Below are 24,771 nucleotides of genomic sequence, written 5' to 3' on the forward strand. Positions count from 1 at the left end.
CTTGCATGTATTAGGCACGCCGCCAGCGTTCGTCCTGAGCCAGGATCAAACTCTCCAATAAAGAGTTGATTAGCTCATAAATAAAAATTTAAAACGTTGACGTTTTTGTTCGTTCAGTTTTCAAAGAGCAATTTTGGAGCGGGTGAAGGGAATCGAACCCTCGACAACAGCTTGGAAGGCTGTGGTTTTACCACTAAACTACACCCGCAATATTATCATGTATAAAATCGAATGGTCGGGAAGACAGGATTCGAACCTGCGACCCCTTGGTCCCAAACCAAGTGCTCTACCAAGCTGAGCTACTTCCCGGCTTAGATATAAGATAAAAATTGTAATGGCGCGCCCGAAAGGAGTCGAACCCATAACCTTCTGATCCGTAGTCAGACGCTCTATCCAATTGAGCTACGGGCGCATTTATTAAAGCAACTTTATAAATATAAATCATTTTCATTTGATTGTCAACATTTTTTTGATGCGGCCGAGAAGAGTCGAACTTCCACGGGGTTGCCCCCACTAGGCCCTCAACCTAGCGCGTCTGCCATTCCGCCACGACCGCATAAAGAAGAGACAAAATTAATCGTATCAACATTTGTAAAAAAGCTAACTAATCAATAAGTGCGGGTGAAGGGAGTCGAACCCCCACGCCTTGCGGCGCTAGATCCTAAGTCTAGTGCGTCTGCCAATTCCGCCACACCCGCAATATTAAAATGGTGAGCCATGAAGGACTCGAACCTTCGACCCTCTGATTAAAAGTCAGATGCTCTACCGACTGAGCTAATGGCTCGAAATGAAGTTTTGTTTCCTAAACTTCGATAACAGTGATACAGATGTTCCAAAGCTCTGCGTTCTTTGTCACAGATTGCTATTCAAGGAAGCGATGCTCCGGACTGCAATCTGCTCTACCGACTGAGCTAATGGCTCGAAAAAATGGCTGGGCTAGCAGGATTTGAACCTACGCATGTCGCAGTCAAAGTGCGATGCCTTACCGCTTGGCTATAGCCCATCGAGATTAATTATGATATATGAAAAACGAATAAAAATTCATTTCTATATCATGTTTTTGAAAAAATGGCGGTCCGGACGGGACTCGAACCCGCGACCTCCTGCGTGACAGGCAGGCATTCTAACCAACTGAACTACCGGACCATAATATATTTCAAGTGACCCCTACGGGATTCGAACCCGTGTTACCGCCGTGAAAGGGCGGTGTCTTAACCGCTTGACCAAGGGGCCATATACATATAAATAAAACACTGGCGGAGAAGGAGGGATTTGAACCCTCGCGCCGGTTACCCGACCTACACCCTTAGCAGGGGCGCCTCTTCAGCCTCTTGAGTACTTCCCCATATAATGGCTCCGCAGGTAGGACTCGAACCTACGACCGATCGGTTAACAGCCGATAGCTCTACCACTGAGCTACTGCGGAACAATATTTATTTATACTTCAGAAAAGACTGTTCCTCTCTACTCATTAACTTCTTAAGAGAATCACTTGTCATCTTTTCGACTCTTCCTATTATAAAAACCTGTCTATAAAAAGTCAAGAATATTTTTTGAGCTTTATTTTATAATCCCCTCTTTTAACTTAGCTAGTTTCCCGCCGCATTTTCCGCAAAAGTATTTTTGCGTATTTATATTTCTTTGTCTTTGATAATTCTGACCACATTTCTTACAAATATATATAATTATTTTTCTGCTTGTTTTTCTTTTAACATGATCTGGCAGTGGAGTGCAAAATCGAGGAGCATCCACTTCTCTCATTAATAATTTGAAATCTTGATCACGATGTTTATACCCTTTACCTTCAATATGCAAATGGTAATGGCAGAGTTCATGTCTAATAATACCAAATAGCTCGGATAGCCCTAACTGTTCCAAATACTTTCTGTTGATCTCAATATGATGGGTATTCAACATATAACGTCCACCAGTTGTTTTAAGCCTTGAATTGAAGTATGCCTTATGTTGAAATGGTTTACCGAAACTTTCAATAGAGATCTCCTCAACCAGTCTTTGTAATTCCATATCATCCATCTTGATCTTTTCCCCTCAGAAATATTATGAACATGACAACCTATTATAGCATACATTATCTATACCTTTTGATCAGGGGAGGTATTCAAATGCCTGTATGGTTCCAAAACCAAATGCAACGCGCTTTTTTAGAAAAAGATCGTTATCAAATAAAATTATTAAACCAATGCTGGTTTTTTTACACAAAAAAACACTGCTCATAGAAAAGCGGAGGCGACTGGTTAGTCCCGACAAGCATAAGCCAATCTGGATGGAAGGTTGTCTTTTAACCTTCTAGCCAGATTGGCTTATGACCTCGAGGGACTAGGAGCCGGAGCTAGACAAATAGAAAAGCGGAAGCGCCTTGATCAGCCCCGACAAGCATAAGAGAAACTGGATGGAAGGTTGTTCTTTAACCTTCTAGCCAGTTTCCCTTATGACCTCGAGGGGCTAGGCGCTGGAGTTAGACAAATAGAAAAGCTTCAAAGAACAAATACAGCCCTTGCAAAAGAAATAATTCCATTCGCAAGGGCTTTCATATGCTAGGAGCAGATCTAAATCAAGCTCCTATTATTATTTATTCATTAGGCGTAAGCATCGTCAAAGATACTCTCCCTTTATTCTTATCAACGGAGTCTACCCATACGGTAACAACATCCCCAACCGAAACAATATCTAGTGGGTGCTTGACAAATTTTCTGCTTAATTTCGAAATATGAACGAGTCCATCCTGTTTTACTCCGATATCAACGAAAGCACCAAAGTCAACTACGTTTCGAACAGTTCCTTGAAGCTCCATACCAGCAGTAAGATCATCTAGCTGAAGGACATCCTTCTTTAGCAAAGGTTTAGGTAAATCATCGCGCGGATCCCTTTCAGGTCTCACAAGTGCATCAATGATATCCTTTAATGTCAATTCGCCCATCCCTAACTCCTCAGCTAACTGAGAAATATTTAAGCTTGAGAGGGACTCCATTAAAGCCGGACTTCCTAAATCATTTGTGGAGAAGCCTAGATTAGTTAGTAATTTAATTACTTCTGGATAACTTTCAGGGTGAATCCCCGTGCGGTCAAGCGGTTCTGTCCCATCTACAATCCGCAAGAAACCGATTGCTTGTTCATATGTTTTTGCACCTAGACGCGGAATCTTTTTAAGCTGCTTGCGATTAGTGAATTTCCCTTCTTCCTCACGTTTTTTCACAATATTGTTGGCAACTGTTTTTGATAGACCTGCAACATATTGTAATAATGAAGAAGAAGCCGTGTTAACGTTAACCCCAACCTGGTTAACGGCAGTCTCAACTACAAAACCTAATGATTCTGTTAATTTCTTTTGGGAAACATCATGTTGATATTGACCTACACCAACAGATTTCGGGTCAATTTTTACTAGCTCTGCCAATGGATCTTGCAGACGGCGCGCAATCGAGACTGCACTTCTTTCTTCTACCTGCAATTCAGGAAATTCCTCTCTCGCTAAATCTGATGCAGAATACACACTAGCACCAGCCTCATTAACGATTAGATAGAAAACCTCTTCCTGAAGCTCCTTTAAGATATCTGCAATAAATTGTTCTGTTTCCCTAGAAGCTGTTCCATTTCCAATTGCCACCATTTTCACTTGGAAGGTTTTTAATAAATCAATAATTTGAGCCTTTGCTTCTTTTGTCTTTGACACAGGGGGGTGAGGATAAATAACAGAAATTTTATGAACTTTACCCGTTTCATCAACAACCGCAAGCTTGCAGCCTGTTCGATAGGCGGGATCGACTGCTAGAACAACTTTGCCTTTTAACGGTGGCTGCAATAATAAATTTCGTAAATTCTCAGAGAAGATCATGATTGCTTGTTCTTCTGCTTTCTCTGTTAATTCATTACGAATTTCTCTTTCAATTGATGGCTGAATTAAACGTTTATAACCATCCTCATATGCTTCTTGTACAATGGAGGCAGCGAAAGATCGTTCATCCTTAACCCACTTTTTATGAAGATATCGCAATACAAAATCCACATTCGGTTTCACGCTTATTCGTAAAACATCTTCCTTTTCACCGCGGTTTAATGCCAAAGTACGATGCGGAACAATTTTCGAAATGGGTTCTTCATATTCGTAATACATTTCAAAAATCTTCTTTTCATCCTTTTTTCCATCTTTAACAGAGGACTCGATTGTGCCTGTCCTTGTCGTTTCTTCACGAATCCACTTTCTGCTATTCGCATCATCTGATACCCATTCAGCAATAATATCCTTCGCTCCAGCAACTACATCATCAACCGTGAGTACTTCCATTTCCTCAGACAGAAACTCCTTAGCTTTCTCATCCTGAGATCCTGATAGCGGAAATGTAAGCAGCCACTCAGCAAATGGCTCCAGCCCCTTTTCCTTAGCTACTGTTGCTTTTGTACGTCTCTTCTGTTTGTAAGGGCGGTATATATCTTCTAATTCCTGCAGCTTGATTGCTTTTTGAATTTGAACTTGCAATTCATCTGTTAACTTCCCTTGTTCATCTATTAAACGAACGATTTCTTCTTTACGTTGTTCAAGGTTCTGTATGTATTGCCAGCGCTCCATAATATCGCGAATTTGCACCTCATCCAGAGCATCTGTTAGTTCTTTTCGATAACGGGCAATAAAAGGAACGGTATTCCCTTCTTCAAGAAGCTTGATGGTATTTTTCACTTGCTTTAATGAGATAGAAAGTTCTTGTGCGATCATCTCTAGAATTTGATCTTGTTTATTGATTGTTTTTTCCAAAGTCTTACCCTCCAGCTTTTAGGTCATATCTTTATCTTATCAAAATTTTGCTGATGTTTCATACTGTGATACAACAAAAAGCTTACCTAATGATTAAGATAAGCTTCTAACATTCTACTTCCAATCAAGTTGGACATTCCGGATTAATTGTTTCCTTATGGATGGCTTCCTTTAACTTTTTTATGGCTCTTCGTTGAAGTCGTGATACATGCATTTGAGAGATCGCCAACCTTTCTCCTGCTTCCTTCTGGCTCATATTCTCTAAATACGTATATTGAATGATTTCCTTTTCTCGTTCTGTTAACACATGCAGGATCTTCTCAAGTACAAGCACTTGGTTTATTTTCTCATAGCCCTCATCAATGTTTCCGACGATATCATGTAGCGTGATTGTGCCTCCTTCAGAATCGGCATCAATCGAATGATCAACAGAAAGTGCATGATAGCTCTTGCCCATTTCCATTGCCTCTATTACTTCCTCTTCTGAAACACCTACCACATCAGCAATTTCGTCCATCCTCGGGGATCGCTGAAGCTGAGTTGTGAGCTCCTCAATCGCCTTTTTTATTTTTGGCCCTAGTTCCTTGATTCTTCGCGGGACGTGAACACTCCAAGTTTTATCACGCAAAAAACGTTTGATTTCCCCAATAATTGTTGGAACTGCGAAAGCTTCAAAATTCCTTCCATATGTTTCATCATATCTGCGGATTGCACCTAATAAACCGATAAGTCCAACCTGTGATATATCTTCATGAAAAGATTTGCCTCGAGAATATTTACGGGCTATCGATTCAACAAGGTTTCGGTAATGAAGGACAAGAATCCTCTGTGCTTCTTCGTCCTGATTATGCTGATATGCTTTTATTAAATCATTTATTTCTTCTGCTGTTTTCTGTTTAGGTTGAGATTGTTTTGGCATCCCTCTCCACCCGCTCTCCTTCAAGGTATTTGATCATGAAGACCGTCACACCCTCTTTGTTATGGATTCGAACTTCATCCATTAACGATTCAATTAAGTAAAGACCTAAGCCTCCTTCACGCAAAAACTCAACAGAATCTGTTTCTTCGTAACGGCCAATTCCTTGCTTAGCTGACAGGAAATCAAAGCTCTTTCCATTATCAGCTACCATCACTTCTAAGCGATTATCGTATAAACCAAATCCTACGACTACTTCACCCTGTTCATTCTCTCTATATGCATGCTGGACCGCATTTGTACAGGCTTCACTTGTAGCAATTTTCAAATCTTCTATATCCTCATAGGCAAATCCCATTCTGCTCGCTATTCCTGATAATGTGAGCCGGATAACGCTCACAAATTCTGGTTTAGCAGGAATTTTCAATTCAATATAATCAAACGATTGAGTCATTTCGCTTCACCTTCATCTTCGCTTGAAATATCCATAATGTTGGTTAGACCAGTAATCTCAAAAAGCCTCATTAAACGATTAGACAAGCCTAACAGCTGCAATTTTCCATTGTTTGAACAAATATTTTTATAAATACCTACAAATACCCCTAATCCCGTACTATCCATATAGGTAACATCTGAAAGGTTAATCACCATGACAGCTCCCGCCTTCTCAGATAACTGGAAAAGGTTTTCCCGCAGCTTCGGTGCAGTATAAGCATCAATCTCACCACTAATACGGACTTTAGTTACTTGCTCATTTTCTTTCATCTCTATTGATATATTCATAACTGACCCACCTTCTTACACGTCAATTTGCCTATTAATTACCCGTATCTCCGTTGAACTAAACATATTTTCAGTCACTATTTTTAAAAATGAGCTTTCCTATTTCACAGAATAGTGAAAAATATTATTTCGATAAAAAAAGACAAGCATCCAGTGCTTGCCCAAGGCAGACAATATTATTTATAAAAATGGTGGCTTTCTATGCCATCTTCGTTTCATAAAGCCGGTCAATTTAATAAAAGAACACTCAAAAAAGAGTGTATCAATTTAAAATTCGATGAGACCAAGACTAATTTGCACGGCTTCATCCACTTTTTCCATCATTTCGTCATCGAGATGGGTTATTTTATCGGTTAAGCGCTGTTTATCAATCGTACGAATCTGCTCTAGTAATATGACCGAATCCCGTTCAAAACCATAACGCTTCGCATCAATTTCAACATGAGTAGGCAGCTTAGCTTTTTGAATTTGAGCAGTGATCGCTGCTACAATTACTGTGGGACTAAACCGATTCCCGATATCGTTTTGGATGACAAGCACTGGACGGACTCCACCTTGTTCTGAACCAACAACTGGGGATAGGTCTGCAAAATAAACGTCACCACGTTTGACAATCAAGGGGTTACCCTCCGCTTACTAGACGTTCAACTGTATGTTCTGCCTCGAATTCTGCTTGAAATGCTTCAGATGCAATCGTCAAGTTTATTTTCGCCATCTCCATATAGCCACGGCGCATGGATTCGCGAATTTGTCTTTTTTTCCGTTCACGCAAATACATTTTGGTTGCTTGATAAATGAACTCACTTCGGTTAACATTTTCCTGCTTAGCAAATCCATCTAACTCGGTTAATAGATGTTGCGGTAATTTAACCATTATCTCAGTTGTTGCGCTGGACTCAGCCACAAACAAACACCTCCACCATCACTACACACCATTTTATATCTACCAATTTTAATATTATCATCATTCACAACTTATGCAAAGAGGGTTTATCAATTCTTCAGTATTATCGGCTAGAAAAATAAACTTTTATGCATAATATTATTAAATTTTTATCAATGAACTAAATTAGATTATTAATAACTCTAGTCACTTTGCCATTTTTTTTATAAACTCTTGGGACTCTTCCGGCTATCATACAAACAATTTCATAATTAATAGTATCAAGTTTTTCTGCAATTTCATCTGCAGAAATATGTTCCTCTCCTTGCTCCCCGATAAGCGTAACAATTGTTCCCATGGAAAATTCAGCTGGAAGCTTTACCAAACATTGATCCATACAAATCCGGCCAACGATTGGAACTCTTTGTTCACCTATTAGCACCTCTTGCCCTTGCAATTTTCGTATCCATCCATCAGCATATCCAATAGGCAAGGTCCCAATCCATTCATCTTCTTCTGCCTCATAAGTAGCTCCGTAACTAAGCTTTTCTCCTTTTTGAATCTTTTTAACGTGAACAAGTTTGGTGTGAAGAGATAATGCAGGTTTCAACTGAAATGGCAGGATGGATTCGATCTCTTGTGATGGTGTTAATCCATACATAGATATTCCCGTCCTTACCGCATTAAGATGGACTTTAGGGAATCTTAATGCCGCTGCACTATTACTGGAGTGAATGATTTCTGGTGTTTCTTCAAGCCAGGAAATCATTTCATGAAAACGATCCAATTGCTGTTCAAAGTGAGTCAGGTCCAGTTCGTCTGCTGTCGCAAAATGAGTATATACGCCTTCTAAATGTATGCGGGAATCTTCTTTTGCAGTTAATTCAAGCTGATTTACAATCTCCTTGCTGCGGATCCCTAGTCTTCCCATTCCTGTATCTAGCTTTAAATGGATGGCTAACTTCGCATCTGAAGGAAGATGCTTTATGGCCTCTTCCAGCCATTCCGCCTGAAAAACAGTTAGCGTTATATGATGTTCAGCTGCCATTTTCACATCCTCTGGGCGGCACACACCTAGAACAAGTATTGGTGCCAAAATCCCCTTTGATCTAAGCGCAAGTGCCTCATCCAAAAAAGCAACAGCCAAATAGGAAGCACCGGATTCCAATGCTTCTCTCGCAACTTCTTCTGCACCATGGCCATACCCATTTGCTTTAACTACCGCGAAGATCTCTACTTCATTTCCTATATATTTCTTTATGTTCTTGATATTATATGATATATGATCTAAGTTTATTTCTACCCATGTATCTCTGTAAAAAGTCGTTTGGCATACCACTTACTTCCCCATCCTTTAAACAATTCCTTAAGTTAATTATTATGATTATCAAACTCCTAGACCGAATTTGTCAAATGATTTTCGTATTTGTCGGAATATTTTTATATTAAAGCAAACAAAAAAAAGACTCTTGTTACAGAGTCTCGGAAAAAGAATTTATTTTACTATATTCCCTTGTACTGAACGAGCAATTGAAGTCATTTCTTCTTCAGATAAATCATTCGATGCAATCATATAATCAACCCCCTGGTATGTCCATGTGATTGAATTATTCGAAAGCGCACCGATCGTAAAGCCTAAATCAACAGGCTCCCCGCTCATTGTTGTTAATGAAGAAGCAGGCATCACTTCTGCTTTTTCCTGGATAAGAGTGAATGACTTCTCGCCGCCGAAAGTTAGAACGACTCGTTTCCCATCCTCTGTTTTAATCTCTTTCTGGTCAATTAAATCGATTCCTTGAATCTCAGCAGGATATTTCACTGAAAATTCTTCATCCGCTATTTCTGTCATAACAGGAACCTCTATTTGTGCACTCGTCCTGCTCTTTTGCATATCGAATTCCTTTTTATCTAAAGAAGCATTAAATTTCATATCCGTAAATTCTACCGTTACAAGTGCATTCCGGTCGGTATCCATTACTTTAACACTGACAGGAGATAAATCTGATTTTTTCAGTGTAATTTCTTGGGTAGGAAGCATTTGATTATTTTGGTACTTTGTTTTTGTTTCAAAAATATAATGTTGCTTGGTTGCTTGGAATTTAGCCTCTTTATCATCAATAATATCCTTAATTAATGATTCATATAGATAGGCCTGGCTACTATTTTTCGGCCACTCGCTTTGAAACTTGAAGCTCTTATTGAGTGCTGGTGTGAGGACAAATACCCCCTCATCATTTCGAAGGATCATTTGACTTTGATCCTTTTGTGCATTCTTGAGATCCACCCTGTAATACATTGGTTCCTTGTGCCAAACCTCAATATCGTACGTCTGAGGCTCCGTTCCCATCTGCAAAGTCATCTTCGCCTTTGACTTATAGCTCTTTATTTCCTCGAGCTTCTCACTCAACTCCTTTGTTACATCGCCTTGGGACTTCGTTCCACATGCAGACAATGCAATTACAACCAACAGCCCGGCTAGCAGCATCAACCACTTTCTCCTCATTCTTTCAACCCCTTTAGTCTCGATTCAGTGTATTGTCCAGCCACAGCACTAAGCCAATTGCCTAACTAAAAAACCTTTTCGTTAGAATCGACTTTGATTGCGCTTAACGTGGAGGAGAGGAAGACAGACTTTTCATATGGATTGACATAATCATCGTCTAGCCTTGTCTCTCCTATTGCACTATGAATATATGAGACAACCTTTAAGAATATGCTAGGGGAAGAGACATGCTTTTATTTTTCTTATTTAATTTTTTTTTCAATGACAACCTGTGCAACTGCATACTCTTTACTATGGGAGATTGAAAGGTGAACCCCTTCTTTTACTGGTTTAGCAATAAAAGGCTTTCCACTCTCATCTTTTTCGGTCTCTATATCTAAGAAAGACAAATGGCTGCCTAATCCTGTACCCATAGCTTTTGAAAAAGCTTCCTTTGTAGCAAACCGTCCTGCCAAATATTCGATCTTTCTTTCTTCTGACAGCGTAAAGAAAACCGCCTTTTCTTTCTCTGTTAAAATGCGATCAACAAACTTACTTTGCTTAGCATAAATGTTTCTAATCCGATCAAGCTCAACAATATCTATACCAATACCAGAAATCATTAGATACCCACCTTCTATTTAAATTTCCCTCTGCATAAACAATAAAGAAGAAACATAACACAATTTGATATAAATCCATTGAAATTAGAGATACACTAGATAACAAAGTCTCTTTTCTAAAAGGTTGTTGTTTTTGAATAAGTTATGTACATGAAAACGGTCGACAAAAAAGGTCGGTTGATTGGAGCGGAAGGTGCGAGACTCCTCGAAAATGCATCCGCATTTCCTCGTGCGGTGTCAATTCAAGAAGCCTATTCAACGTCCTGCGCCGAGGAGGCTCACCGCCCACCCCGCGGAAAGCGAGCAGCCTGGAGCGGAAATCAACCTTTACCAACTACATATTAATTTGCAACTGCGGTCGCAAAAGCAACACATCAAATAAAAAATAAAAGGAGATCCTTATGTTTACAAGAACGGAGAGCTTCAAAGAATTTCTGCGTCACTTTCCAATCGTTTCTATCATCGTTTCCATCCATATTGTACTTTATTTTCTTACGGTCCTTCCATTTCTTCCGAATTTATGGCTATTTGAACATTTCGCTGGGGTTAATCTTTATATTATTGAAGGTGAGTACTGGCGGCTGATTACACCTATTTTTATGCATAACGGTTTCCCACATATGCTTTTTAACAGTTTTTCACTTGTACTATTCGGACCTGCTTTAGAGCAAATGCTAGGAAAGGGTAAATTTCTTTTTGTCTATTTAACTGCTGGGATAGCCGCAAATCTAGCCACATTGCTGTTAGAGCCACTTACTTATATTCATGTAGGAGCAAGCGGAGCAATATTTGGTCTATTTGGTTTCTTTGCTGCTGTCATTATGTTCCGAAAGGACATGATTTCTTATGCAAATTCTCAACTAATCTTAACGATTACTATCATTGGAGTCATCATGACTTTCTTACAACCTAACATTAATGTCATCGCCCATTTATTCGGACTACTCGCTGGATTTCTAATTGGGGTTGGCCTGCTTCCGAATAAAAAAAGGCTGGCTGCATTCATCAACCAATCAAATTCAGGATATTCTAGAAAACAACGTCCCTCATTAAAAGGAGTTTCTCCTTCAAAACTAATCCTTTGGGGCAGCATTGTCATTTTGGCCTTATTAGGCTTTCTATTTAGATAGGCTATGTTAGGGTACAGGTTGTTGATAAAAAGCTATTGGTGTATTCGCGAATGGGTTTTATTCGAATGAATAACTTAATGAGCGGGTACACCAATGGCGGTTTTGTGCACCAACAATATAATTTAGCAAAATCCTTCGATAAGAAAAAGGGCTCTTCACTTGAGCCCTTTTTCTTTACATATTTATTCTTTCTCATCCCAAAGGTCTTTATTGCCTCGCTTGCTTAATTCTGCAATTTGGCGTATTCCGCTTTCTAGCTTCTCATCTACAACACTTGCATCATTAATATGTCTTAAGATCATTTCATTTGCTTCATCAAAAGTTGATCTTGTTTCTTTAATTTCATTCATCACATCATTCGAGAAATCACGTTGTTCTGCAATTGTGCTAATAACGTCCTTCACCTCAGTTTGGACATTATTTATCACTGATAAAATATAATCAATCGTTCTTGTTGTGTTTGTACTTAAATGAATGCCTTCTTCTATTAGGCCTGTACTCATTTTTGTAGATTGCAAGGAACCATCAATATCCTTCTGGATATTCTGAGTCAGAACACTAATATTATGTGTGCTTTCAGCTGTATTTTCAGCTAGTTTCCTTACTTCCTCAGCAACAACTGCAAAACCCTTTCCATGCTCCCCTGCTCTGGCAGCTTCAATAGAAGCATTAAGCGCCAACAAGTTCGTCTGGTCAGCAATTTCTTTAATTACTTTAACGATCATTTCTATTTCTTTTGATCTTTCATTTAATTGATTCATTTTCACAGAGGTTTCGTGCAATTGTTCACCGAGATTTGCAATAAGGCCTTCTACTTTATTTACTGAATCTCTTCCTTCTTCTGATATTTTAACCATGTCAATAGTGGATTCAATTAAGTTTTGACCCTTTTCATGTAATCCAATTGATTTATCATATGATTTTTGGCTAATTACATTCACCTTATCAAATCGTTCCATAATTTTTCCAACTAAGTCACCAAGAATATTATGCTGCCCATTTACCATCTCATGCTGTTCGATCGCAATGTTGATTTCCTTGTTAAAGTTTTCAATAAAACTATTAAGATACTCCTCATTTTGTTGAGATTTTTCAAATAACAGCTTTAAGCGATTTTTTAATTCTATATTCTCTTCTTGTAACTGATTAGTTATTTTCTTTGTTTTAAACATTGATAGTCACTCCATTGTCCATATTTTCGTTCCACTTCGACCGTTTATCTATTTGTTATAAGGTCCTTCCCCCAAAAACCGAAATGGGTTGAACAAAGTCACTCGGAGGGGCTTTTTATTTTAAGCTCTGTCAAACTGGCCTGTTGATTTCCGCTCCAGGCACTCCCTTTCCGCGGGGTGGGCGATGAGCCTCCTCGGAGCATAAGCTCCTGTGGGGTCTCATCTGTCCCACTTCTCCCGCAGGAGTCTCGTGCCTTCCGCTCCAATCAACAGGGTGCAAATTAACAATTAGTTTTAACTCAGCCTTTATTCAAAAGAATAGTCCATTATTACTATCGGCTATTTTTTATAATCTTTTATTCATTTCAAGTAAGAATCAGATAATATTCGATTTTTTACTTCAATTGGTGTATGAATACCATTCATAAATGGCTTCACAATCCTTCTTTGCCAGGTCAACGACTGTCCCGCCAGCTCCACCTGAACCAGACATGACTTTTGCCTCAATTGAAGCTAATTCTTTTTTATTTTGGAAATAACTTTCTTGGGTCTTAAGGGATTGGATTCGATTTCTTTTCATGAAAACTGTATTCTTTATGATCGTACGATATCTCAGTGTCAGCTGTTGATTTTCTACTTTCCAGCCTGCGTCCTTGTAATTTAAGTAAGACCATAAGAGCGAAAGTAGGACTAATACAAACGATAAATATCCCCATGGTCTAAAAAATAGCACAGAAACAGCAATAATAGGCAGAACAAATAGAAGTCCTCTAAACATATACCTTCTAATGGCCCTTCTTGGTACAGGCAAAATGGCTGGCTCTAAGTGATAATCTTCAAAATAAGGTGATAATATAGCAGAGATTGCATCCCTTTTTGTAATCGGCAAAAGCATGACTCGTGCACTTTCAGTATCTTTCGCTGATCCCCCTGCACTCTCTAAATATACAGTACAGAGTCCTAAAGGCTGCCTGATTAGATTTTCGCTTATTCGAATCGCCTGAATTCGATATAGCGGAAGGGTAAGTTGCCGTTTTTCTAATAAACCTCTCGTAATGACTAAGTCATCATCCGTTTTCTTCACCGTAAACCCTGCATACTTGACCATTGTACCAATTAGTGCAATCGCCCAGGCAGCCAAAAAGCCAACAAATATCAGAATACTAACAGTCATTATCCCGCTAGAGATAAAATTCCCTAGGCTGCTGAAAATTCTTTCATAAGGGATAATTTCCTCAAATTGGAATACAAACGCAATAACAGCGGAAAGAACAACACCTACTCCTCCAGATGTGGAGGCAAGCTGCAATAGCTCCTTCGTTGATAGCTTATAAATAATATTTTCCTTTGGCTCTTCAACATTCTCTGTACGAACAGATGCTTTGGCAGCAGAGAGAGTTTGTTGAATAAGATTTGCATCAGCTTTCGTAATAGCCGTTAATACAGCTTCAGCCTCTCCACTTGATCCAGCTGTTTCCACCTTCACCTTTACAAGACCAAATGGACGCTGTAAAATGCCTTCAGACAAATCTAGACTTTGTATTCGTTCAAATGGAATATATCGTTTCTTGCGCACAAAAACGCCATATTCAATTCGTAATTCTCCTTCTTCTAAACGATATGTATACCTTAGCCATGTAAGTATGCCGATAACTAAGACAATGACAATAATGACTGCTGAGATAATCAGCTGAAAAATACCATTCTTACTTCCAAATACAACAAAAACAAGAAAGGGAATAATTAAATCCTTTATTTGCTTTAAACAACTAATGACTGCCGATATCGGATGAAGTCTCTTAGGCTCAGACATCCTCATCAGCCACCCTTGCTAATTTCGAAATAAAAAATCGAAGTTCTTCCGCTTCATCCATTTCCAGCGCTGGAATCTCATGAACTGTAGCCGCAGTTGATACCGTTATTGTTGCTAACTGATATTTACGCAAAATAGGTCCTTGTTGGGTATCAACATGTTGAACACGAACCATCGGGACTAATGTTCTTTTTATCACAAAGACCCCATGTTGAAGCTCAATCTCATTCTCTCGCACTTCATATCGCCAGCGCTTCCACCGTAATGTTGGAATGAGGATTATAAAAAGATACGCATATAAGGCAAAAGTCATAAAGGCAACAATAATAATCCATTTTGGCCAGTCGAAGACAAATGTCAGAGTGATTGCCCCTCCTGCAACGAGAAAGACCAAAAATGAATGAATGGCACCGGATATTCTCCAAACGGTCAAGCCCTTCTTAGAAATTCTCTTTTGCGGTTCCAAAATCATGAAGTACCTCCTGATCCATTAATTACACTTCATAGTATACATGACTAGAAATAGACATGTATTCATTTTTTAAGCATGTTGATAAAAATTATTCAAAAAATCTAATAAGAAAGACATTTGAATGTAAAATCCATAATATAAAAAAGAAAGAGAGCATCTCATGCTCTCTTCATAACTTAGCGATAACTATTAGAACCTGTACGGTTGCTGCCACTTGGTCGTTTCCCATGAGAACCTTGACGTGATCTTACAGGAGCATTTTGTCTTCCTCTTTGTCCGCCATAGGATTTATTCCGGTCATCAGGTCTGCGATCCCTTTTATGTGGCAATGGTTTTTCTTCCGTAAGCTTAACTGGTGTTGTGTCAGGCTCTTTTACTAGCATTTTTAATACTGCCTGAACAATCGTTGCGGCATCTTGCTGCTCTAATAATTCATCAGCCGCCTGTTTATAATATTGCAGATTATTCGATTCTACCGATTGTAAAATTCTCTCGATCACTGCTTTTTGCTGTCCTTCTAAGGCCTCATCAAGTGTAGGCGGGTTCATTCTTTCCATTTTTCTTTTCGTTGTTCGCTCAACTACCTGTAAATAAGATTTTTCTCTTGCTGTAATGAACGTCATGGCTACTCCTGATTTCCCCGCACGTCCCGTACGTCCAATTCGATGTACATAGCTTTCTGGATCTTGTGGAATATCGAAGTTATATACATGTGTTACACCAGAAATATCTAATCCACGTGCAGCAACATCTGTCGCAACAAGTACATCAATAGAGCCTTCTTTAAATTTCCTTAGAACAGACATCCGTTTTGCTTGGCTTAAGTCGCCATGAATTCCTTCTGCATTATAGCCTCTCAGATTCAGCGCTTCTGCTAATTCATCAACCCGCCGCTTTGTTCGTCCAAAGATAATCGCCAGTTCAGGTGATTGAATGTCAAGCAATCTTGTTAAGATATCGAATTTGTTTCTTTCCTGTACCTCTAAATAGTACTGTTCAATTTGCGAAACTGTTACTTCTTTTGTCTTCACACGTACGATTTGTGGCTCTTTCATAAAACGTTCAGCGATTTTTTTGATTGGTCCTGGCATGGTTGCTGAGAATAAAAGAGTTTGGCGTTCTTCTGGAATTTGCGCAAGGATCGCCTCAATATCTTCAATGAATCCCATATTTAGCATTTCATCAGCCTCATCAAGAATCACTGTATTTACATTCTCTAGTCGCAGCGTTTTCCGATTAATATGGTCAAGCAAACGTCCAGGTGTACCAACGATAATATGAGGGTGGTTCTTTAAAGCACGAATTTGGCGGTTAATGTCCTGGCCACCGTAAATCGCTAACACTTTCGTTCTTTTTCCAAAACCAATTTTGTATAGCTCCTCTGAAACCTGAATAGCAAGTTCACGAGTTGGTGCGATGACAATTCCTTGAATCACATCTTTGGTGTAATCAATTTTGTCGATCATTGGAATTCCAAAGGCAGCTGTTTTCCCTGTACCTGTTTGCGCTTGTCCAATCAAATCCTTTTGTGCTAGGCTCAAGGGAATTGTTTGAGCTTGAATAGGAGTTGCTTCTTCAAACCCCATTCTCTTAATAGACTTCATCGTTGCGGGGCTTATGCCCAAATCCTGAAACTTAGTCAATGTGTTCATTCTCCTTCTAATCTTCAATAAATATTTTCTAGTAATGCAGATACGATCTATTAAATAATGTGTATCTATACATGAAACCCACTTGAGAGGAAGGATGTGGCTACGGTATCTTTCAACCCCAAAACTATATATACAAATTCACGAAATGAATGAGTGGTCCGCATCCTGCATAATGCAGTATAAAAGTGAAAAAAGACATTCTCCAGTTGGAGCATGTCCGGGTTTCTCATGTTTCTTTATTGGTAATTTTAACATTTTCAATACATAATTGCAATCTGATACATGTATTGGAGAAGGCTAATTTCCCAGCTGTTTTAAGAATTGATGCACTTCCGCAAATAGGTCTTCACGTTCCTCACAATGACAAATTAAATGTTTGGATTTCTTTAGGAAAATTAACTTTTTGGAATTAGTTCCAATCCGATTGTACAAATATTGTGCGCTTTTCGGAGGAACAACTCCATCAATTTCACCTTGAGCAATTAAAGTCGGGATCGTAACTTGATGTAAGATTGGCCGAATCACAGCTACTAGCCTTCGAAACTGAATGGTAGCTGTGATAGGTGTAGCTTTGATTTTTCTCTTATATCTGACAAACATTTCATTTTCCGCTAATCTTCCCTTTACACCATCCCTGAACATTTCACCAATATCCTTGAATAGTTGTTTCGGGTTTACATAATAGGCTGCCGCGCTTAGCAGGACTAATTTTGCAACGGGATAATGAACAGACAAATAACTAGCAATTAATCCTCCCATAGAAAAACCAACAACATATACTGTTTCACATTTTTCGATCAGCCTTTGCAGTTCATTTTCTGCATGTTGAATCCATTTATTATATTCAATTCCTTTTAATTCAAGTTTGTCGCCATGCCCCGGCAGAGTTGGCACAACAATTTCCCAATCCGTACGGTCCTTTAAATAGCTAGCTAAGGGCTCCACCTCAAAAGGTGCACCTGTAAATCCATGTATACACATGCAGCCAATCATTCTTATTCACCGCCAAATTAAGTTTATTTAGTTTTATTTTACACCAACTGCCTTTTTCAATACCATTGATAGAAACTCAAAATAAAAAACCCCTTGTTTTCATCGCATACACTGAAACAGGGGGCTTTTTAAAATTCTATTGTAATGCCGAAACGACTTCCTCAAGCTTCATTCCTCTTGAAGCTTTGACTAAGACGATTGTTTCTTCATTTACAAGCTTTTGCAATGCTTCTATAAGTGGCTGCTTTTCAGTAAAAGCAAGGATTCGGTCTGCAGGTAATGAGACTTTCGCTCCTTCAGCAATCCATTTCCCAAGCTTACCGAATGTAAGGACATAATCAATTTCCCTTGAATCAATAGACTCTCCCATTTTCAGATGAAACGACTCTTCTTCTGGACCTAATTCAAGCATGTCACCAAGAACAAGGATCTTATTCTTATAACCAGGAAGCTGAGCAATTAATTCAATTGCTGCATGCATCGAGGTTGGACTTGCATTATATGCATCATTAATAATTTTTTCGCCCATTTTTCCTTCAAGAAGCTCGGTTCTCATATTTGTTAATTTTAGTCCAGCAAAGCCGGCATTCATCTCTTCAAATGGAATACCAAAGAAGTTGGCAACAGTCATGGCTGCCATCGCATTTAATACATTATGTGTTCCTAAGACAGGAAGAAAGAATGTTGCTTTTGAAGCATTGATGGCAAATGAGCTGCCTGTATCATTTTGTTCAATTTCCACTGGAAAAAGATCATTTTTCGGATTTCTTCCGAATGTCTTTTTAACTATCTTCCCCGTGCTTCTTTCCAATTGCTGCGTTAATAAAGGTTCATCTCCATAATAAGTGAGTAACCCGTTTTCTTGCAGGCCATTAACAATCTCAAGCTTTGCTTCCGCAATTCCTTCTCTTGAACCTAAGTCAAGGAGATGGGATTCACCGATGTTTGTAATAATAGCTGCCTCTGGACGTGCTAAGCGAGTAAGGAAGTCAATCTCCCCCCTGCTGCTCATCCCCATTTCTAGTACAGCCATTTCCGTATCTTCTTCTAGTCCAAGTATTGTTAAAGGAAGACCAATCTCATTATTAAAATTTCCTTCTGTTTTTTGAACTTTATATTTCAAAGATAGAAGATTTGCTGTTATATCCTTTGTCGTCGTCTTTCCATTGCTGCCAGTAATTCCAACTACTTTGACATCTAATTCATCGCGGTATTTACGTGCCAGTTCTTGTAAAGCGATTAAAGGATCCTCTACAACTAGAATCGGCAAATGCAGTGGAGGATTTGGAACATCCTTTTGCCAAAAGGCTGCTGCTGCCCCTTTTTTAATGGCATCTTCAACAAATCGATGCCCGTCAGAATTTTCCCCCTTAAAAGGGACAAACAGGTTACCTTTCGTTATTTTTCTAGAATCGATACTGACACCGCTAATGGCTGTATCTTTAAATGCTGTAACATCATTCTCGACTGTTATCATCTGTGTAATCTCATGAAACGTTCGCTTAATCATCGATTTACCTCCTTTTCAGACAGCATTCATTTAGAACCTGATGTGTCTATATGTATAAAGAGAGCACGACGAAATGATCGCCGTGTCTCTTTGTAATGTCTAGCTGCGGGGGCTGGGCAAGCCCCCTCCGCTTTTCTTTGTCTAGCTGCGGCTCCTAGTCCCTCGAGGTCATAAGTCAAACTGGCTAGATGGTTAAAGTACAACCTTCCATCCAGTTCGTCTTATGCTTGTCGGGACTGATCAGTCGCCTCCGCTTTTCGATTTGTCTAGCTGCGGCGGCTATCGCCTATCAAACTTCAGGTCCCCTCCCCACGATAAGTCAACATCGAATCGCTATCGCTCTTCGTGTTTCCTATATCTCAGTCGCGGCCCTTCCAGTTTGTACGGCGATGATCAAGCCGCCTCCGCTTTTCGTTATTCCATCGTATGTTTAATATTTTGTTTTTCTGCATGTCTTTCTGTTGCAAGATTGACTAGTTTTTCGATCAGCTGCGGGTATTCAACGCCCGTATGCTTCCAAAGCAATGGGAACATACTGAACGGCGTAAAGCCTGGCATTGTATTAATTTCGTTAATATACCACTTGCCTTCTCTAGTAAGGAAGAAGTCCGCTCTCACTAGCCCAGAGCAATCAAGTGCTTTAAAGGCTTTAATCGCCATATCCTTCAACTCATTATATTGTGTCTCAGTAATTTCAGCTGGGATAATTAATGCGGTATTGCCATCCTCATATTTTGCCTTGTAATCGTAAAATTCCTTTTTCGGAACAATTTCACCTGCAACGGAGCATTCAGGATAATCATTTCCAAGAACTCCCGCTTCGATTTCTCTTGCAGTGACTCCTTCTTCAATAATAATTTTACGATCAAATTGAAAGGCCTCTTTAAATGCCCGCTCAAGCTCTGAACGGTTTGTACATTTACTAATCCCAACACTTGAACCAAGATTAGCAGGCTTAACAAAGCAAGGATAGCCAAGCTCATTTTCCACTTTAATATAGGCATCGTCTTTTGCATTTTCCCATTCACTGCGGATTAGCCACGTATACTTTACTTGAGGTAAACCTGCTTGTGCAAAGACGTTTTTCATAATGACCTTATCCATGCCTGCTGAAGAAGAAAGAACACCATTACCTACATAAGGCAGGTTCATTAACTCCAGTAATCCTTGTACTGTACCATCTTCCCCATTAGGGCCATGTAATAATGGAAAAATCACATCAAATGGACCGCTCTTTTCAGATGCTTGGAATAAGGTAGGTGCTAAAGCTGCTTGTGGCAATGCTTCAGTATTTGAAAATGCTAATTCTTTTACATTTTCTACAGGTCCTAATAATTGCTGCCCTTTTATCCATTCTCCACTTTTTGAAATATATATTGGATGAATTTCAAATTTCTCTAGATCTAATGCTTTTATTACGGCCATTGCCGTCTGCATTGAAACATCATGCTCTGCGGATTTCCCGCCATATAAAAGACCAATTTTTGTTTTCATCATTTAAATAAACCTCCAATTGAAATTGCACCTACCTATTTTACCACTTCCTTAATTAAGAAAGGGAGTGTTACATGTACGATTATTAAGGAATTTTTTTCTAACTGTCTTCGCCCATATTTATATATGTATGAATCATTTGGGAGAAAGGAAACTTTTCTTCATATTATTTCTAATTTCCTTATTTAATATATGGCTACATAGCTAAACAATTTCAAGAAAAAAGCCGCCTGATTTCTCAGACAGCCTGTTAACTATTTATTTCTCCGATTCATCTGGTTCTGTTTCATTATATTTATATTGTGAACGGTCAACCGGAGTAAAGCCCTCTGGCGTATAGAATCGCAATAAATCCCCATTCACAACCTTATCAGATAGAGACAGTTTATGGCTTGCACTTTCCTGTAATTTTTCTGCTTCAGGCATTCTTTCCTCTTCTAACAGCAATCCTGTCTTAGAATCATAGAATTTGCCATCAATAGAAGTAATCGTTGAACTTACAAAGTTGCCATTTCGGAAAGGTACAAGATCATCATGCTGTTCAGATAATAGGTCTGTTCCTAATTGTACGTAATCCTTTGTTTCAGTCCCTAGTAAATGAAGCAGAGTTGGAAGAATATCCATTTGTCCACCGTACTCATGGTTCACTCCGCCCTCCATGCCAGGCACGCGAATGAAAAATGGAACTCGTTGTAAACCAGTACTCTCAAAAGACGTAATTTCTTTTCCAAGTACTTTTTCCATCGCTTTATTGTGATTTTCCGAGATTCCATAATGATCCCCATACATGATAATAATTGAATTATCATACAGGCCTGATTCCTTCAAGTCCTCGAAAAATTGCTTTAGTGCTTCATCTGCATAACGAGCTGTTTGGAAATAACGATCAACTGATTTATCCCCTGTTGTATGTGGGGCAATCGTTGCATCTTCCTCTTTAATCGGGTAAGGATAATGATGAGTAACCGTCATAAACTTTGTATAAAACGGCTGTGGCAATGATTCCAAAAGCGGCACCGATTGCTCAAAGAACGGCTTATCCATTAAACCATAATCCGCTAAATCTTCAGGTTTCATATCATAATAGCTCGAATCAAAAAACTTGTTAAAGCCAAATGATTTATAAATTTCATTTCGATTCCAGAAGCTTCCGGAATTCCCATGAAATACTGCTGATGTATAGCCTTGTTGACCAAGTATTGCTGGTGCAGCTTGGAATGTATTCAATCCTTTTGTTGTAAACGCTGAACCTGAAGGCAATCCATACAATGAGTTTTCTAGCATAAACTCCGCATCAGCCGTTTTACCTTGTCCTGTTTGATGGAAGAAATTATCAAAGTAAAGCGTGTTTTCTTCACTTGTCAAGGAATTCAGGAACGGTGTGACCTCTTCCCCATTCAGCTTATAATTAATTAGGAAGTTCTGCATCGATTCAAGATGCAAATAGATCACATTCATTCCTTCACCTTTTCCGAAATATGCTGGGTTTGACTCAGCATAATTGGATTGAGTAAAGTTAATGACTTCAGTAATATCATTGCTGTCTGCCATAACCCTTTGTGCTGATGCCTTCGTACTTTGAACGGCATCATAGATTGTGTAATTATACATACCCAAATATTTCACAATATAATTACGATCAAAACCTCTTGTCAATAACTGCGGACGGTCTGCTTCTGCTAAAGCAAGATTTAAACTTGAAATCCCTAAAGCTAAACATAATAAAGCAGCTACCTGTCTGCGGCCAATATCTTTCACTTCAATTTTTACAAATTTGAAAGAAAGCAAGCCGATCAAAAGAATGAGATCAATAAAGAATAAGAAATCATATGGTTTTAACAGAGAGCTAATGCTTCCACTAACATCTCCAAAATTTTGCGTCTGTGTTAAAGTTGGCAATGTAATAAAATCATTAAAGAATCGGTAAAATAAAACATTGGCAAACAAAAGAAATGATAAAAGAAAATCAATAATCATCAGCCAAATATATTTTTTTCTGCCTTTAAAGAAGAATGCTAGTCCCAAGAATAATAAAGACGACCCTAATGGATTTAAGAATAATAGAAACCTTTGCAGGGAATTTTCTAGCCCTAAGTCAAACTGTGTTGATTGAACAATATATGTTTTCATCCAAAGAAGGACTACTGTTAAAAAGAAAAAGATCACAAATTTATTAAGCACATTTTGATCTTTATAAAATCGTTTATTCATTTTTACACCTTCTCCTATTCTTTGCCTTTGTCATACGAATGTGACTGAGATTAATAAACCGTAAACTCAAAGAAAGGTTATATATTAATTATGTTTATTTATCATTTTAACCGCGATAAACAATATATCATGTTTCACTAAAAAAATGAACCATTTTGATCAATTTACATCTATGCCCTAGATATGAAATAAATATCCAAATTCACTTAGAAAACCAAATGGATGGATACAATTTCTAATGACCTGAAACCTTTGCACCAGCTTTAGGATGAACAGCTAGTCGCTCGATTAAATGAGAGCTTGGTTTGTTTAAACCGGATAAATGAACCGACACTCCCTGATCTCTTAGCTTTAATACGATTTTATCAATTGCCGCAACCCCTGAGTCATCCCAAATATGTGCATGGGTGAAATCGATATCTACTTCCTTTACATCTCCGTTATAATCGAAAGCCGCAACAAGCTCCTCGACTGAAGCAAAAAATACTTGGCCTTTAACCGCATATATTTTCTTATCGCCTTCCATTTGAGTGCTTACATGAACCTTTGAGATTTTTGCTACAAAGAAAATAGCACTTAAAATAATTCCGGCAAATACACCCTTTGATAGATCATGAGTGAACACAGTGGTTACTGTTGTCACAATCATGACAATAGAATCTGTGACAGGCGTTTTGGCTAAACCTTTAATTGAAGCCCAATCAAACGTTCCAATAGAAACCATAACCATCACACCAACTAGTGCAGCCATCGGAATCTGAACCACAATATTTCCTAATACAAGAATCAAAAACATCAGGAATAATCCAGCGACAATAGTAGATAATCTTCCTCTTCCACCAGATTTTACATTAATAACCGATTGACCAATCATTGCACAGCCAGCCATCCCGCCGAATAATCCGGCAACAATATTCGCCATTCCCTGACCGCGGGTTTCACGATGTTTATCACTTGCCGTGTCTGTCATGTCATCTACAATAGATGCAGTTAATAATGACTCCAACAAGCCTACAATAGAAAGAGCAATTGAGTAAGGAAAGATAATCTTCAAAGTTTCTAAATTAAATGGCACATCCGGAATGAAAAATGTTGGAAGTGCTGAAGTTAAATTTCCCATATCCCCAACTGTCTTCACATCACTCTTCGTCATTATGGCAATAATAGTGATAACAATAATGGCCACTAATGGAGATGGAACTGCTTTCGTTATTCTCGGAAAAAGATAAATAATTGCTAATGCTCCGGCAACCATTGCGTACATAACCCAAGTTGCACCAACAAATTGCTCAAGCTGGGCCATAAAAATTAAAATCGCTAATGCATTAACAAAGCCGATCATGACTGACCTAGGAATAAACTTCATGAATCTGGCTAATTTAAAAACACCGAATAAGATTTGTAGAACACCTGTCAAAATCGTTGCAGCAAATAAATATTGCATCCCGTGATCGGCAACTAATGTAACCATTAACAAGGCCATTGCTCCAGTTGCAGCCGATATCATTCCAGGTCTTCCGCCTACGATGGCAATAGTAACAGCAATACAGAAAGAGGCATACAATCCCACCATTGGATCTACACCAGCAATGATGGAAAAAGCAATCGCTTCTGGAATAAGAGCTAACGCCACAACAATCCCTGCAAGAATATCTCCTCTAATATTGCCAAACCACTGTTCTTTCATTGTTAATACCTTCAAATAAACACCTCGTTTTAATTTTTTTCAAAAAAAAAGGACTTTGAACTCGCATCAAAGTCGGGGCCGTTAAAAACATATAAAATCATAACATATTTAATGAGAATGGCAAGGCGGAATGAAAACGCTTATTTAATCCCCTTACTACATTTTTCTCCGTCTATTTCCTT

At 38.7% G+C, this 24,771-nt stretch carries 21 protein-coding genes, 11 tRNA genes and 1 rRNA gene; 2 read left to right on the forward strand and 31 right to left on the reverse strand.

Annotated features, from left to right (window positions below):
• The 13 genes from ACFYKT_RS21395 to ACFYKT_RS21455 form a co-directional block, all read right to left on the reverse strand.
• A 16S ribosomal RNA gene (locus ACFYKT_RS21395) occupies positions 1-61 on the reverse strand; the annotation flags it as partial.
• Between the two features lie 73 nt (positions 62-134).
• Positions 135-208 (reverse strand) — tRNA-Gly (locus tag ACFYKT_RS21400).
• A 24-nt stretch (positions 209-232) separates the two neighbouring features.
• A tRNA-Pro gene (locus ACFYKT_RS21405) sits at positions 233-309 on the reverse strand.
• A gap of 26 nt (positions 310-335) precedes the next feature.
• Positions 336-412 (reverse strand) — tRNA-Arg (locus ACFYKT_RS21410).
• A gap of 61 nt (positions 413-473) precedes the next feature.
• Positions 474-556 (reverse strand) — tRNA-Leu (locus ACFYKT_RS21415).
• A 60-nt stretch (positions 557-616) separates the two neighbouring features.
• Positions 617-698 (reverse strand) — tRNA-Leu (locus ACFYKT_RS21420).
• 10 nt (positions 699-708) lie between these two features.
• A tRNA-Lys gene (locus tag ACFYKT_RS21425) sits at positions 709-784 on the reverse strand.
• A gap of 144 nt (positions 785-928) precedes the next feature.
• A tRNA-Gln gene (locus ACFYKT_RS21430) sits at positions 929-1,003 on the reverse strand.
• Between the two features lie 66 nt (positions 1,004-1,069).
• Positions 1,070-1,146: transfer RNA gene (locus tag ACFYKT_RS21435), tRNA-Asp, on the reverse strand.
• A gap of 15 nt (positions 1,147-1,161) precedes the next feature.
• Positions 1,162-1,233 (reverse strand) — tRNA-Glu (locus ACFYKT_RS21440).
• 21 nt (positions 1,234-1,254) lie between these two features.
• Positions 1,255-1,345: transfer RNA gene (locus ACFYKT_RS21445), tRNA-Ser, on the reverse strand.
• Positions 1,346-1,351: 6 nt separating this feature from the next.
• A tRNA-Asn gene (locus ACFYKT_RS21450) sits at positions 1,352-1,426 on the reverse strand.
• Between the two features lie 134 nt (positions 1,427-1,560).
• Positions 1,561-2,034 (reverse strand): SprT family protein, encoded by a 474-nt coding sequence (locus ACFYKT_RS21455; RefSeq protein WP_389223940.1) that lies wholly within the window; start codon positions 2,032-2,034, stop codon positions 1,561-1,563.
• 89 nt (positions 2,035-2,123) lie between these two features.
• Between ACFYKT_RS21455 and cmpA the strand changes: the two genes are divergently transcribed.
• Positions 2,124-2,237: a cortex morphogenetic protein CmpA gene (cmpA, locus tag ACFYKT_RS21460; RefSeq protein WP_389223943.1), complete on the forward strand. Its 114-nt coding sequence runs from the start codon at positions 2,124-2,126 to the stop codon at positions 2,235-2,237.
• 353 nt (positions 2,238-2,590) lie between these two features.
• Here cmpA and ACFYKT_RS21465 read toward each other — a convergent pair whose 3' ends face one another.
• From ACFYKT_RS21465 to acpS, 9 genes are all read right to left on the reverse strand, one after another.
• Positions 2,591-4,768: a Tex family protein gene (locus ACFYKT_RS21465; RefSeq protein WP_389223946.1), complete on the reverse strand. Its 2,178-nt coding sequence runs from the start codon at positions 4,766-4,768 to the stop codon at positions 2,591-2,593.
• Positions 4,769-4,892: 124 nt separating this feature from the next.
• Positions 4,893-5,687 carry an RNA polymerase sigma factor SigB gene (gene sigB, locus ACFYKT_RS21470; RefSeq protein ID WP_389223949.1) on the reverse strand — a complete coding sequence of 265 codons (795 nt, stop codon included), beginning with the start codon at positions 5,685-5,687 and terminating at the stop codon, positions 4,893-4,895.
• Positions 5,665-6,138 (reverse strand): anti-sigma B factor RsbW, encoded by a 474-nt coding sequence (gene rsbW, locus ACFYKT_RS21475; protein WP_389223952.1) that lies wholly within the window; start codon positions 6,136-6,138, stop codon positions 5,665-5,667. Before rsbW ends, sigB begins: the two co-directional genes overlap by 23 nt.
• Complete coding sequence (locus ACFYKT_RS21480) at positions 6,135-6,467, reverse strand: anti-sigma factor antagonist (RefSeq protein WP_389223955.1); 333 nt, start codon at positions 6,465-6,467, stop codon at positions 6,135-6,137. Before ACFYKT_RS21480 ends, rsbW begins: the two co-directional genes overlap by 4 nt.
• A 267-nt stretch (positions 6,468-6,734) precedes the next feature.
• Positions 6,735-7,085 carry a type II toxin-antitoxin system endoribonuclease NdoA gene (gene ndoA / locus ACFYKT_RS21485; protein WP_009336311.1) on the reverse strand — a complete coding sequence of 117 codons (351 nt, stop codon included), beginning with the start codon at positions 7,083-7,085 and terminating at the stop codon, positions 6,735-6,737.
• A gap of 4 nt (positions 7,086-7,089) precedes the next feature.
• On the reverse strand, positions 7,090-7,371 hold the full coding sequence (locus tag ACFYKT_RS21490; protein ID WP_053477859.1) for a CopG family ribbon-helix-helix protein: 282 nt from the start codon (positions 7,369-7,371) through the stop codon (positions 7,090-7,092).
• A gap of 160 nt (positions 7,372-7,531) precedes the next feature.
• The gene (alr, locus tag ACFYKT_RS21495) at positions 7,532-8,689 is read right to left on the reverse strand and encodes an alanine racemase (protein ID WP_389223959.1); all 1,158 of its coding nucleotides are present in this window, start codon (positions 8,687-8,689) and stop codon (positions 7,532-7,534) included.
• A gap of 156 nt (positions 8,690-8,845) precedes the next feature.
• Positions 8,846-9,853: a LolA family protein gene (locus ACFYKT_RS21500; protein ID WP_389223962.1), complete on the reverse strand. Its 1,008-nt coding sequence runs from the start codon at positions 9,851-9,853 to the stop codon at positions 8,846-8,848.
• Positions 9,854-10,095: 242 nt separating this feature from the next.
• The gene (gene acpS / locus ACFYKT_RS21505) at positions 10,096-10,455 is read right to left on the reverse strand and encodes a holo-ACP synthase (protein WP_389223965.1); all 360 of its coding nucleotides are present in this window, start codon (positions 10,453-10,455) and stop codon (positions 10,096-10,098) included.
• A 401-nt stretch (positions 10,456-10,856) separates the two neighbouring features.
• Here acpS and ACFYKT_RS21510 point away from each other — a divergent pair, with 401 nt between their 5' ends.
• Positions 10,857-11,585, forward strand: a complete 729-nt coding sequence (locus ACFYKT_RS21510) for a rhomboid family intramembrane serine protease (protein ID WP_389223968.1) — start codon at positions 10,857-10,859, stop codon at positions 11,583-11,585.
• Positions 11,586-11,767: 182 nt separating this feature from the next.
• Here the strand turns inward: ACFYKT_RS21510 and ACFYKT_RS21515 are convergent, their stop codons facing one another.
• From ACFYKT_RS21515 to ACFYKT_RS21555, 9 genes are all read right to left on the reverse strand, one after another.
• Positions 11,768-12,757 (reverse strand): methyl-accepting chemotaxis protein, encoded by a 990-nt coding sequence (locus ACFYKT_RS21515; protein ID WP_389223971.1) that lies wholly within the window; start codon positions 12,755-12,757, stop codon positions 11,768-11,770.
• Between the two features lie 400 nt (positions 12,758-13,157).
• A complete protein-coding gene (locus tag ACFYKT_RS21520; RefSeq protein ID WP_389223974.1) occupies positions 13,158-14,570 on the reverse strand; it encodes a PH domain-containing protein in 1,413 nt (470 codons plus the stop codon).
• A complete protein-coding gene (locus ACFYKT_RS21525; RefSeq protein ID WP_389223977.1) occupies positions 14,563-15,042 on the reverse strand; it encodes a PH domain-containing protein in 480 nt (159 codons plus the stop codon). Before ACFYKT_RS21525 ends, ACFYKT_RS21520 begins: the two co-directional genes overlap by 8 nt.
• 176 nt (positions 15,043-15,218) lie before the next feature.
• A complete protein-coding gene (locus tag ACFYKT_RS21530; RefSeq protein ID WP_389223980.1) occupies positions 15,219-16,685 on the reverse strand; it encodes a DEAD/DEAH box helicase in 1,467 nt (488 codons plus the stop codon).
• A 306-nt stretch (positions 16,686-16,991) separates the two neighbouring features.
• Positions 16,992-17,687, reverse strand: coding sequence for an alpha/beta hydrolase (locus ACFYKT_RS21535; RefSeq protein ID WP_389223983.1), 696 nt, complete (start codon positions 17,685-17,687; stop codon positions 16,992-16,994).
• Between the two features lie 136 nt (positions 17,688-17,823).
• Positions 17,824-19,197, reverse strand: coding sequence for a UDP-N-acetylmuramoyl-tripeptide--D-alanyl-D-alanine ligase (locus ACFYKT_RS21540; protein WP_389223986.1), 1,374 nt, complete (start codon positions 19,195-19,197; stop codon positions 17,824-17,826).
• 414 nt (positions 19,198-19,611) lie between these two features.
• The gene (locus ACFYKT_RS21545) at positions 19,612-20,691 is read right to left on the reverse strand and encodes a D-alanine--D-alanine ligase (RefSeq protein ID WP_389224064.1); all 1,080 of its coding nucleotides are present in this window, start codon (positions 20,689-20,691) and stop codon (positions 19,612-19,614) included.
• Positions 20,692-20,949: 258 nt separating this feature from the next.
• The gene (locus ACFYKT_RS21550) at positions 20,950-22,902 is read right to left on the reverse strand and encodes an LTA synthase family protein (protein WP_389223989.1); all 1,953 of its coding nucleotides are present in this window, start codon (positions 22,900-22,902) and stop codon (positions 20,950-20,952) included.
• 235 nt (positions 22,903-23,137) lie between these two features.
• Positions 23,138-24,604, reverse strand: coding sequence for a SulP family inorganic anion transporter (locus tag ACFYKT_RS21555; protein ID WP_389223992.1), 1,467 nt, complete (start codon positions 24,602-24,604; stop codon positions 23,138-23,140).
• Positions 24,605-24,771: the final 167 nt, after the last annotated feature.

The sequence above is a fragment of the Cytobacillus mangrovibacter genome (assembly GCF_042865275.1).
Taxonomy (GTDB): Bacteria; Bacillota; Bacilli; order Bacillales; family Cytobacillaceae; genus Cytobacillus; species Cytobacillus mangrovibacter.